Source organism: Stenotrophomonas sp. YJH_SMC_8 (genome assembly GCF_059371315.1).
The window spans coordinates 206,765-219,743 of sequence record NZ_JCAFUL010000008.1; the positions used below are offsets into that span (position 1 = coordinate 206,765).

At 65.4% G+C, this 12,979-nt stretch carries 5 protein-coding genes; all 5 read left to right on the plus strand.

The features are described from left to right. The first annotated feature begins 9 nt into the window (after positions 1-9). The 5 genes from AC5P88_RS12325 to AC5P88_RS12345 all read left to right on the plus strand — a co-directional run bounded on the left by AC5P88_RS12325 (position 10) and on the right by AC5P88_RS12345 (position 12,635). A complete protein-coding gene (locus tag AC5P88_RS12325; RefSeq protein ID WP_495225159.1) occupies positions 10-10,281 on the plus strand; it encodes a hemagglutinin repeat-containing protein in 10,272 nt (3,423 codons plus the stop codon). 35 nt (positions 10,282-10,316) lie between these two features. Beyond that, complete coding sequence (locus tag AC5P88_RS12330) at positions 10,317-10,664, plus strand: barstar family protein (RefSeq protein ID WP_111205025.1); 348 nt, start codon at positions 10,317-10,319, stop codon at positions 10,662-10,664. Between the two features lie 91 nt (positions 10,665-10,755). Further along, on the plus strand, positions 10,756-11,097 hold the full coding sequence (locus AC5P88_RS12335; protein ID WP_146268097.1) for a hypothetical protein: 342 nt from the start codon (positions 10,756-10,758) through the stop codon (positions 11,095-11,097). 519 nt (positions 11,098-11,616) lie between these two features. Then, positions 11,617-12,168: an HdeD family acid-resistance protein gene (locus AC5P88_RS12340; protein WP_111205022.1), complete on the plus strand. Its 552-nt coding sequence runs from the start codon at positions 11,617-11,619 to the stop codon at positions 12,166-12,168. Continuing rightward, on the plus strand, positions 12,165-12,635 hold the full coding sequence (locus AC5P88_RS12345; RefSeq protein ID WP_286074452.1) for a SecDF P1 head subdomain-containing protein: 471 nt from the start codon (positions 12,165-12,167) through the stop codon (positions 12,633-12,635). Before AC5P88_RS12340 ends, AC5P88_RS12345 begins: the two co-directional genes overlap by 4 nt. Positions 12,636-12,979: the final 344 nt, after the last annotated feature.

Consider the following 12,979-nt stretch of genomic DNA (forward strand, 5'->3'; position numbering starts at 1 on the left):
GCACCTGGCATGAAGAACGTATTCCGCAGTCTGTCCCTGTCCGCTTCGGGCGCCGGTTGGGCCACGCGCCTGCGCATCGCGATGGCGAGCGCCACCCTGGCATTGGCGTTCCTGGCCCCGGGCAGCTCATTTGCCCAGGTGCAGGTGCAGGCCGGCGAGCAGGCACGGGCCGACCAGGCGGCGAACGGTGTGCCGGTCATCCAGATCAACCGGCCCAACGCGGGCGGCGTATCGCACAACCGCTTCCAGGACTACAACGTCGGGCGCGAGGGGCAGATCCTCAACAACAGCGCGAGCACCGTGCAGACGCAGCTGGGTGGCTACATCCAGGGCAACGGCAACCTGCAGCCGGGCCAGTCGGCACGATTGATCCTCAACGAGGTGACATCCACCAACGCCTCGCGCCTGCAGGGCCACATCGAGGTGGCGGGGCGCTCGGCGGCGGTGATCGTCGCCAACCCCAATGGCATCACCTGCGATGGCTGCGGCTTCATCAATACCACCCGTGGCACGCTGACCACCGGCACCCCGGTGTTCGGCAACGATGGCAGCCTGTCGGCGTTCCGGGTGTCCCGCGGAACGATCCGCCTGGAAGGCAATGGCCTGGATGCCGGCAACCTGGAAGGTGTCGACCTGCTGGCCCGCGCGGTGCAGCTCAACGCCGGCCTGTGGGCACGCCAGGTGAACGTGGTGACCGGCGCCAACCAGATCGATGCCCAGACGCTGGCGACGCAGGCGATCAGCGGAGAAGGCGAACGCCCGCAGTTCGGCCTGGACGTTGCTGCTCTCGGTGGCATGTACGCAGGCAAGATCCGCCTGGTCGGCACCGAGGCCGGCGTGGGCGTGCGCAGTACCGGCCAGATGGTGGCCGATGCGGGGGACTTCATCCTGACCCAGGCCGGCGACGTCCGCCTGGCAGGGCGCACCGCCGCCGCAGGCCGCCTGCAGATCGAGGCCGAGGGCGACCTGAAGGCCGACGGCACGCAGTACGCGCAGGGGGATCTTCAGATCCGTGCCCGGCAGGCGTCGCTTGCCGGTTCCACGTCGGCGGGCGGTGCGATGGCGGTACGCGTCCTCCAGAATCTCGACCTGGCCGGCAGCACGCAGGCCGCGCAGATGCAGCTGGACGCCGGTGGCACGCTGACGCTGGCTGACACGGTGAAGAGCGCGGGCAGCATCGCGCTGGCTGCCGCACAGGTGCAGAACCGTGCACAGGTGACCGCAGGCGCCGGGCTTGCCGTGCGTGCCGACACGCTGGCGCAGGGCAAGGGCGCGCGCCTGGGCGCGCAGGCCGTGCTCGATGTGCAGGCGCGCCAGGTGGACAACGCTGGCCTGCTGCTGGGCAACCAGGGCGTACGGATGATGGCCGCGCAGCTGCACAACGCCGGCCAGCTGTACAGCGACGCCGACGTCGAACTCGACGCGGCCAGCATCGACAACGAGGGCATCATCGGTGCCGGTGCCAACCTGCGTGCGGCGGCCGACCGCATCACCCAGCTGAAGGGTGCCGAGCTGTCTGCGGGCGCGCTGCTGAAGATCCAGGCGCGCCAGCAGCTGGACAACGCCGGACGCATCCTCTCCGAGCAGGCGCTGGAACTGTCTGCCGGCGGCGTGGACAACCAAGGCACCCTTGAGGCCCGCCAGGCCGCGCTGGCGGTCGACCGTCTGCGCAACAGCGGCACGCTGCAGGCGGTGGACCTGCTGGCACTGAAGGCCAACGCCCGCATCGACAATGACGCCACCGGCAGCATCCAGGGGGGCAAGGGCCTGCAGGTCGACGCCGATGTGCTGGACAACGCCGGCATCATCGGCAGTGCGGCCGATGCCCGCCTGGCCGCTGCCACGCTCGACAACCGCAACCGGCTTGAAGCCGGCGGTACCCTGACCCTGCAGGGTGGCGCGCTGCGCCAGCAGGCGGCCGCCACGGCGCTGGCACGCGTGGTGGCCGTGGACGTGCAGAAGGTCATCAACGACGGTCGCCTGCATGGCCAGCAGGCAATGGACCTGCGCGCCACTGAGCTGAGCAACAGTGGTGTGATCTACGGTCGCGACCGCTCACAGCTGCGCACCACCACATTGGACAATGCCGGCGTGATCGCCAGCGATGGCGCGCTTGATGTGCGCGCGGATGCATTGCACAACCGCGCCGGCGGCAACCTGTCCAGTGCGCAGTCGCTGCAGCTGGATGCGGTGACGCTGGACAACGCAGGCAACGTGTTCGCCAAGGGCGCGCTGACGGCCAAGGCCGATGTGATCGACAACCGTGGCGACCTCTACGGCGCCGGCGATGTCGATGTCACCGCGCGCGATTCGCTGGACAACCAGGGCAGCCTGGTGGCCGGCCAGGCGTTGCAGGCGCGGGGCCGGACCCTGCGCAGCCAGGGTGAACTGGGCAGCGAGCGTGGCAACGTGCAGCTCGGCAGTGACCAGGCCCTGGTGCTGGGCGGGCGTGCGCTGGCCGCCGGCACGCTCACCGCCCACGCAGGCGGCAGCCTGGAACAGTCGGGCAAGGTCTTTGCGCAGCAGGGCGTCGCGCTGTCCGCCGATAGCGACGTGACGCTGAAGGGAACAATCGACAGCGCCGCCGATCTGCAGGTGCACAGCGGTGGCGACCTGGACAACCAGGCGGCGCTGTTCGCCAGCGGCGCGCTGTCGCTGCAGGCCGTGCAGGCACTGCGCACGGCGGCCGACGTGCAGGCGCGCACCGTCACGCTGCAGGCCGCCCAGGCCAGCAATCGCGGGCGCGTGCTTGCCTCGGGTGACATCGAGGTACGGGCAGGGCAGATCGACAACAGCGGCGTGATCGTGGCGGGCCTGCTGGCCGACGGCAAAGTCGGCAGCACCGGCAGCGTCACCCTTGATGCGCGCCAGCAGCTGCGCAACGCCGGCCAGATCAACGCCGGCCAGCAGGTTCACCTGCTGGGCGACAGCCTGCTGCTGGAAGGTGGCCAGGTCTGGTCGGGTGACACCCTGCTGGCCCAGGCGCGCTCCGGCGAGTGGCGCAATGCCGGTGGCAGCCTGACCGCGATCGGTCTGCTCGACCTGCGTGCCACCGACCTGCTGCGCAATGCGGGTAGCCTGCAGGGCACGCGCATCGGCCTGTTGGCGGCCGCGCTGGACAACAGCGCCGGCGAACTGCTGCAGACCGGCACCGATCCGTTCGAGCTGAGCCTGTCAGGCGCGCTGCGCAATGCAGGCGGGCGCATCGCCGCCAACGCCGGCAATGTCCATCTGCGGGCGGCGCAGCTGCTGAACCAGGGCGGTCGCATCGAGCATGCGGGCACGGGTGTGCTGAAAATCGAGACCGGCACGCTGGACAACAGCAATGCCGGCCTGATCGTCGGCAACGGCGAGGCGGAGGTGGCCGTTGCCGGTCGCCTCGACAACAGCGGCGGTACGTTGACCGCGGGCACCGGTGCGCGCGTGACCGGTACGGAGATCGTCAACGCCGGTGGCCGCCTTGACGCCGGCGGCACCCTCATCGTGGACGCCACGGGGGCATTGGACAACCGCACTGGCACCATCGTGCAGCGTGGCGCCGGCCAGCTGCAGGTGCTGGCCTCCCAGCTGGACAACAGCAATGGCCTGCTGGGGGCCGAGGGCAACGCCCGCGTGACCAGCCGCACGGGCGACCTGCGCAACGTGGATGGCAACCTGTACGCCCGCCAGGAACTCGCGCTCGACGTGGCCGGTGGGCTGGCCAACCAGCGTGGCCTGGTCCACGGCGGCACCTCGCTGGATCTGCAGATCCGCCAGGCACTGGACAACAGCCAGGGCAACATCGAAGCACAGGGCTCGGCGAGCATCCGTGCGGCGTCGGTGGACAATCGTGGCGGCCGCATCGTGGCCAACGGCACCGGGCAGCTGACGCTGGAATCGGCCGGTGCGCTGGACAACCGTGGCGGCACCTTGGGCAGTACCGGTGGTGCGCTGACGCTGACAGCAGGCAGCGTGGACAACCGCGCCGAAGGCGGCCAGGCCAAGCTGGTGGCTGGAACCGACCTGCGCCTGCAGACCGCTTCGCTGGACAACGCCGGCAGCATGGTCCACGCCGCCAATACCCTGTACCTGGAGCGCGCAGGCGCACAGGTATTCAACGTTGGTGGCCAGCTCAGCGCAGGCAACCTGCTGCGCCTGGATCTTGCCGCGCTGGACAACAGCAACGGCCGGCTGCTCAGTCGCCAGAGCCAGCTGACGTTGGGCAGCCTGGCCAATGGTGGCGGCGAAATCAGCGCCTATGAAGCACTCGGCGCACGCCTGCAGGCCTTCAGCGGCATCGGCCGCCTGTTCGGCGGCAGCGAGCTGCGCCTGACGCTGGCCGGTGACTACGTGCATGGCAACGGCCAGCGCCTGGAGAGCAACGGACTGCTGAAGCTGGACGTTGCCGGCGCACTGGTCAACCAGGGGCGCCTGGAGAGCAAGGGCACCCTTGAAGTCTCGGCGGCCCGGATCGAGAACACCACCGGTGCATTGCTCAATGCCACGGCAGGCAATGGCAGCGGCCGCGTTGTGCTGACCACGGCAGGTGACTTCAGCAATGCCGGTCGCGTTGACGGCGATACGGTGGAGGTGTCGGCTGCCAACATCACCAACACCGGCACCCTGATGGGCAACGCGCTGGAACTGCGCGCCTCGCGCATCACCAACGGCCGCGACCTGGGCGACACGCTGGTCGCACGCGACTACAACGAAGGGCTGATGGCGGCCACCGGCCGCATCAACCTGTATGCCAACTACATCGACAACCTCGACGGCGAGCTCTTCAGCCTGGGCGATATCCGCCTGCAGGGCTGGAACGGTGGCAATGCCCAGCAGATCCGCAACCGCTCCGGGCGCATCCAGGCCGAGAACGACCTGATCCTGGCTGCGCTGGGCGTGGCCAACGAGCGCCGTGTGCTGGTCACCCAGCACAAGGTCTACAGCGGCAACGAGGGCGCTGCCGACCCGGACAGCGGGACGTTCAGGGTCGATGGCATCGACGGCCCGGCACCACCGGGCAAGCTGTGCCCGGGCGACTGTGCCGTGCTGGAAGTCTGGACCGAGCACAAGGACCTGGTGCTCGAAGGCACCACCGTCATCGCCGCCAGCGCGGCGTCGCAATTGATTTCCGGTCGCGACATGCAGATGTCCGGCGGCTCGGTCGACAACCGGAACTCGGCCATCGCCGCTGGTCGCAACCTCTCGATCAACGGCCGCGGCTCGTCCAACAGCGAAGACCCCAACGACTGGGCCGGCGTGGTCAACAACGAGGCGCTGGCCGGCTACAAGGTGGTCCAGCGTACGTCGACCATCGACTACACCTACCGCCCTTGCCCCAGCCGCTGCGACTTCGAGATCTATGGCGGCAGCCGCGCGCTGGGCACCAGCACGGTCACCAAGCAGGTCACGCTGGCCGGCGGCAATGCCAGCATCACCGCCGGCCGCAAGGTGCAGATCGAAGCGCGCGAGGTCAACAACGCCGTGGTCACCGCGCACAGCGGTGGCACGCCGTTGGACGTTGCCGGTTGGCAGGGCAACAACGCCTACGCACCCGAACTGGGCCAGCAGCAGGGCGCCGGCGCGGTCGGTGGCAACGCTGGCGCACCGGGTGCACAGCAGGGCGTTGCCACCGGGCCTGCCAGCGCGCAGGCGCAGGGTGCGGGCACGGCCGGTGATACCGGCTCCCCTGGCCCTGGCCGTGTCACCACGGTGCCACCGCCGCAGGTGGTGGGCAGCCCGCAGAATCCGCTGCCGGGCCTGTCGCTGCCCAGTGGCGGCCTGTACACGGTCAATCCGGGCAACCAGCGCTGGCTGGTGGAAACCGATCCGCGCTTCGCCAATTTCGGGCAGTGGATCGGCTCGGACTACATGTTCCAGCGCCTGAACCTGGACCCCGACAAGCAGTTGCGTCGGATGGGTGACGACTTCTACGAGCAGCGCCTGGTGATGGAACAGATCACCGGCCTGACCGGGCGTCGCTACCTGGATGCCGACCAGGGCGATGGCATGGGCCAGTACCGCGCCATGATGGATGCCGGCGTCAGCGAAGCCGCGCGCCAGCAGCTGAGCGTGGGCGTGGCGCTGTCGGCCGAACAGGTGGCCGCGCTCAACGAAGACATCGTGTGGATGGTCGCCCAGGAAGTGGACGGCCAGAAGGTGCTGGTACCGGTGGTGTACCTGTCCCAGGCCACCGCCAACCGCCTGCAGCTGGGGGGCGCCGCCATCGCCGGCGAGTCGGTGGAGATCCGCGCCGGCAATGTGTCCAACCAGGGCATGATCCGCGCCGATGATCGATTGACCATCGATACCGGCAGCCTGCTCAACGACCGTGGTGGCATTTCCGCTGGCGGCAATGCCCGCATCACCGCCGTGGAGGACATCCTCAACAACAGCGGCCTGATCCAGGGCGGCAGCGTGGCCCTGGTGGCCGGCCGCGACCTGAAGAGTGTCAGCGGCATCGACGTGGCCAGCATCCGTAGTGGCGGCAGCCTGGCGCTGGAAGCCGGGCGTGACCTGGCACTGGTCGGTTCGCAGACCAGTGCCCGCGGCAACGCGGCGCTGGAGGCCGGCCGCGACCTCAACCTCACCACGCAGATGCAGGGTGATGGCAGCCTGCGCCGCACCACGCTGGATGCCGGCGGCAGCCTGTCGCTGGATGCCGGCCGCGATCTGAACCTGACGGCAGTGACTGCCAAGGCCGGCGACAACGTCCATGCCACGGCCGGCAACGACATCAACCTCAACGCACTGACCACCACCGAACAGGGCGGCTGGGGCAGCAACCGCTACGCGCGCGAAACCCTCAACGCCAGCGGCATCGAGGCCGGTGGCTCGCTGGGCATGCAGGCCGGGCAGGACGTGAACCTGCAGGCCGCGCAGCTGAAGGCCGGCGACGGCCTGGCCGTGGTGGCTGGGCGCGATCTCAACCTGCAGGCCGAAACCACCACCAACACCAGCCAGCAGCAGAGCCGTGGCAAGCGGTTCTCGCAGACCACGCAGAGCATGGACGAAACCGTGCACGGCACTTCGCTGCAGGCCGGCGGCGACATCGCGCTGGTGGCTGGACGTGATGCCAACCTCACTGCCACGCAGGTCGGCAGCACCGACGGTGGCATCAGCATCGCGGCCACGCGCGACGTGAACCTGCTGGCGGCGCAGGAAGACCACAGCTGGGAGCAGGAGACCACGCGCAGGAAGAAGGGCCTGCTGTCGAGCAAGACCACCACCACTTACGACGCGACCCGGGACAGCCTGGTGGTGGGCACCACGCTCAGCGGCGAGACCGTCACCATCGGCGCCGGTCGTGACGTCGTCGCGCAGGCGGCGCAGGTGGCAGCCACCGGTGATGTGGTGGTGGCCGCTACCCGTGACCTGACCATTGGCGCGGCAACCTCCACGCACAGCGAAGAGCACGACAAGACCGTCAAGCGCTCGGGCGTGTTCGGCGGTGGTGGCTTCAACCTGACCATCGGCCAGAGCAAGCTGGAAAAGGGCCTGGAGATCGAGCAGAGCGCGCCGCAGGGCAGCCTGATCGGTTCAACCGATGGGCGGGTCAACCTGAGTGCCGGCAATACCCTGCACATCACCGGTTCGGACGTGCTTTCGAAGACCGGTACGCAGCTGGTGGGCGGGCAGGTGGTGATCGACGCAGCGCAGGGCACCACCGACGTACACCAGAGCACCAAGCAGAAGAGTGCTGGCATCAACGTCGGCCTGACCGGCGGTGTGGTGGACGCCGCCCTGGCCGCCTACGGTGCGGCCAAGGCCGCCGGCAATGCGCAGGATGACCGTCTGAAGGCGCTGTACGCGGTGCAGGCGGCCAATGCCGCCGCTGGCGTGGGCGGCGCCATGCAGCAAGGCGCCTCCGGCGCTACCGACGGCGTGAGCCTGCGCATCGGCATCGGGGCCTCCAGTTCCAGTGCCAGCCAGACCAGCCACGACCAGTCGGCGGTGGGCAGCACCATCCGCAGCCAGGGCGACGTCAGCATCGTCGCCACCGCCGGTGACCTGAGCATCATCGGCAGCCAGGTGAAGGGTGACAACGTGGCGCTGGCCGCGCGGGACAACATCACCCTGCGCAGCGAAGCGGAAGACCACACGCAGTCGTCGAAGAACAAGAGCGGCAGCGGTGAGATCGGCTTCAGCATCGGCGCGCAGACCGGTTGGTACGTGTCGGCCAGCACCGCCAAGGGCAAGGGCAGCGGCAACGGCACCACGCATGTTGAAACCGTGGTGGACGCCGACCGCAACCTGACCGTCATCAGTGGCAAGGACACCACGCTGCAGGGTGCCCAGCTGAGCGGCGACAAGGTGGTGGCCAGCATCGGCGGCAACCTGTCCATCATCAGCGAGCAGGACACCGACGACTACGCCAGCAAGCAGACCCAGGCTGGCGGCACGTTCGTGTACGGCAGCGGCGGCACCGTCAACATCGGCCAGCAGAAGGTCGAGAGCCACCTGCGCAGCGTGCAGGAACAGAGCGGCATCGTTGCCGGCAGCGGTGGCTTCAACATCACCGTAGGCGGTAACACGCACCTGGAAGGCGGCGTGATCGGCAGTACTGCCGATGCCTCGAAGAACCGCCTGGATACCGGCAGCCTGACCGTTGTCGACATCGAGAACGAATCCCGCGCCAAGACCAGTGGCGGTGGCATCGGCACCGGTATGAGCAGCGGAGGTGGCATCAGCAACCCGCTGGGGAGCGCGGCCGGCGCAGGGCTGAGCCTGCTGGGCGGCACCAAGAAGAACGACAGCAGCACCACGCGCTCGGACATCGCCGCCGGCACGGTGGTGGTGCGCGATGGCAATGAGAGTGCCCTGGCCGGTCTTGATCGGACCGCGACCGGGTTTGATACCGACAGTGCGCTGTCGGCCGTTGACCTGCGCAAGATGCAGGAGCGCGCCGAGGTGATGCAGCTGGGTGGGCAGCTGCTGTTCAAGGGCGTGGGTGACCTGGGCGGCTACCTGAGCCAGAAGGCGGAGACCGAAGAAGGCAAGGCGTTCTGGGCCGACGGCGGCAACGGACGCGCGCTGCTGCACGGCATGGCCGGTGCGGCGATGGCCGCGCTGGGTGGTGCGGATGCGTTGAAGGGTGCTGTGAGTGCTGCCGGTGCGGAGAAGGCCAAGATTGCGATCTCGGAATTCCTCGAGAGCAACAAGGGCAGCCTGAGCTGGGAGGACTACCAGTCGCTGATGGAAATCGGCAGCGCGATGGTGGGTGGGGCTCTGGGTGGAAGCACGGGCGCGAACATTGCGTTGACCGGGGACCGGTTCAATCGGCAGCTGCACCCGGATGAGGTGAAGTGGATCAACATGAATGCTGCCGCGTTCGCCGCACAGGAGGGTATCAGCGAAGCAGAGGCGGTACGCAGGCTGACCACGGAAGGTGCCGCGCGTGTTGATGCAAAGGTCGCCCGATTGGTGGGCATCGAGAACGTTGATTTCGAGGCCACTGAATTCCTGAGCAAGATGGGCGGGGCGTACGGGTTCGGCGCGACGGAGGCTGAGTACAACAACTTCAATCTCTATGGCAACGAGCTTCTCAACAACGATGCGCTGTACGGACAGGTCATCGGATCCCTGCTGTCCTCCGGCGTATCCAAGGATGCCCTACAACTCAAATTCTATGATCTGAACAACCTGCGCGGAACGAAGATACGGGGAGGTGACGGCTGGACGATGATGGGGACCTTCAGTGGCGACATTGGCGCCGCTGGTAGCGTGATCGCCAGCGTGGCCAAGGGCGACGGCAACGGTGCTGCCATCGGCGCAGCGTCTTTCCTGATCCCGGTGCGGTTGCCTGGGGCGAAGATCGTTGGTGAAGTGGGTGCGGAGATCGCCGGGGCCGCGACCAAGCAGGGTGTGCTCAAATCTGAGGAGATCCTGAAGTCGGTGCAGAATGCAGCGACTGGGACGGGACTACAGCCAAAGGCGGGAGGAAATCTAGCGGGGCTGGTTGGGGCGGAAAAAAGTACTGCGGCTCGTAAGGAGCCAACCCGCTTCATTGATGGAGTTACGGTTGTTGATAAGAAAACCGGTAACGTCCTCCAGGGTACTGTTGATCTTGGTCCAACTCTAGATCGGATAAAGTCAGGTGGATCCTACCCTCACAGAAACGATGGTTCCATATTCCAAAATCGTGCAGGAGACTTGCCGGTTAAGCCGGCTGGCTACTATATGGAGTATGTACACCCTACCCCAGGAGTCACAGGGCCTGGAGCTCAGCGTATAGTTGTCGGAAAGGGGGGCGAGATGTACTACACTGCAGATCACTATAAGACATTTATTCCGATCAATAATTGAGGGTTAATTCATTGCCGATAAATTATTATGAGTCGATGCCGTCATACAGTGCTGCGGAAGTGTTTTATGTGAGGGTTGATCCTCATATATCTGTTCCGGACGAGTTATTGAGGGCTCTGTATTATTTGCTGTGGTTTCCAGGGTATTTTGGGTTTAATTGGGATGCTCTGTATGATTGTTTGAATGATTTTGAGTGGATCCCCTGCAAAAAAATTGTTGTTGTACATGAGTGTCTTCCAAATTTTGCAGACGAAGATTTGAAGATTTACTTGGAAATCTTGCGTGATGCAGTTGCCAGTTGGTCAGGAAGTGAAGTTCATGAGTTCGAAGTTTTCTTTAGAGAAAGCGATCAATGCAGAGTGGAAAGTATTTTAGCTAGCTAGTTTGGGTAAAGGTATCGAAATTGCGCCGGGTAACTTCGACTGGATCTCACTGATAAGCTTGGTAACTTGAGGGCTACTCTGGGGGGATTAAATGAAGCTGATTGGAAGCGTTGCGGAACAATCTTTTCGTGAGGGGCTATCTGCGTCATGGGCTGGGCTTAGAGAGCCGGGAAATCAGTTGTTCTCTATCATGGTGGGCAGGCTCGGCTTGATTGATAGCGCTTTTGTGTTGAATTGGACGCCTGAACAATCTGAGGATCTATACACGGTCCTGGTCAATGGGGTGGAAGTGATTCAGCTTGAAGTTTCAAGGCTTGGTGGGAAAGTTGTGGATTTTCAGATTGCTGGCGTGAAGGACTACGAGAGATCGCTTCGTTCGCAGTGGGCGAGGATTAGGCTGGCGGTTGCTCTTGATTTGGCAGGTAAGCGTTGAAAGCAGCCCCGACCCAGTCGGGGATATTTAGTTCAATCGCCGTATTCACCAAGCGCCCTGTATTACCCGATTCCGTATCTTCTCGTCGGACTCAAATCCCGCCTGTTGCAGCCAAAGGCAAAGTAGCTTGGACTGATGCCGGGGGGATGCGACCTGCTGGGGAGCATGGCTGATGCAGGGCTGAGTCCGCCGGGTGACACGAAGAAGAACGACGATAGCACCACGCGTTCGGACATCGCCGCCGGCAGCGCGATAGTGCAGGTCTTCAGCTCGATACCTAGGGGGCTGAGTGCTTGCTTGTCCAGCATATATGTGCTGCCGACATGCACACTCCGGAAGGATTAAGGGGGCTTGAAATTCACGATGACGTACCGCGAAAAGAGGTTTTTCGTTTAGTGAAGAAAACTGTGAATCATTAGTTGACTTCGGGCCTGTGCCAAGCCCATCCAGAGCCACCGTGATCCCCCTCTTCATCACAACGGGCTACGATGAACCCGATTACGGATCGAAGGAGTGGCCATGAATTCCCCCTTGTCTCCCCTGTTGTCGGCGGTTGGGCGCAGCTGGTGGATTCTGCTGCTGTACGGGCTCGTCGCACTGGGTTTCGGCATTGTTGCCATCGGCTGGCCGTTGTCGGCGGCCACGGCACTGGCCTGGACGCTGGGCGTGATGGCCATCGTTGAAGGTGTCATCAGCCTGTTCGCCCTGGTCAGTGGCGGCAGCGGCGCTTCGCGCGGCTGGCTTGCGCTGTATGTCATTGCTTCGTTGGGCTTCGGCATCCTGGCGGTGATCAATCCGCTGGCAACGGCCAGCGTGCTGGTGCTGTTCCTGGCGGCGTGGCTGCTGGTGGCCGGCATCTATCGCATCGTGTTCGCGATCCGTGTGCGCAAGCAGATCCAGGGCGAATGGTTGCTGATCCTCAGCGGCGTGCTGGCGGTGGTGCTGGGCCTGCTGTTTGCGGCCAATCCGTATGCCGGCGTGGCGGTGACCACGCTGTGGATCGGCATCGGCAGCCTGCTGTACGGCCTGCTGCAGGTGCTGGTGGCATTCAAGCTGCGGAAGCTGAAGTGAGAACCGCGCTTCCGCTGTTGCTGGGCGTGGCCTTGACCCTGGCCGGCTGCATGCCGGGCGCCACGCCCGGTGGCTTGGCAGAGAAGGATCACGTGCCGCGCCCTGGCGTGGATGTGCGCCTGAGCGCGGTGGACGCCTCCGGCAAAGGCAAGCCGGCGCAATGGCAAGGCGAAATCCTAGCCCTGCGCGAGCCGCCGATTGCCGGCAGCGCAGATATCGCCGACGTGCGCTACGTGCTGGATGAGGCCAAGCAACCTGGCCTGCAGATCCGCTATCGACCCGAAGCGCACCAGCGCATCCACGATGGCACGGCAGCACTGGTGGGCCAGCGAGCGGCGATCAGTGTGGATGGCCGCGTGCTGATGGTGGCAACGGTGAAAGGCCCGTTCGGTGAATCGATGATGCTGAGCGGGCTGCCGAGCATTGCCGAGGCGCAGGCGTTGGCCAGGCATATCACCGGGAAGTGATGGCAGCGGTAGAGTCGACTGTTAGTCGACTCACGCGCGTAGTGCGGCGTTGCTGGTGTTGCAGCGAAGGGCAGTCGACTAACAGTCGACTCTACCGGGTCTGCGTACCGTACCCATCTGCGTGCCACAGCCCAGCCACCCGAGGCGCAGGCGTTGGCCAGGCACATCACCGGGAAATGATGGGAGGCGGTGGAGTCGACTGTTGGTCGACTCACGCGCGGAGCGCGGCGTTCCTGGTGTTGGAGCGAAGAGCAGTCGACTGACAGTCGACTCTACCCCGTCTGCGTGCCATACCCCATCGGCAGGCCATACCCCATCGGCAGGCCATGGGGTATGGCCGACGC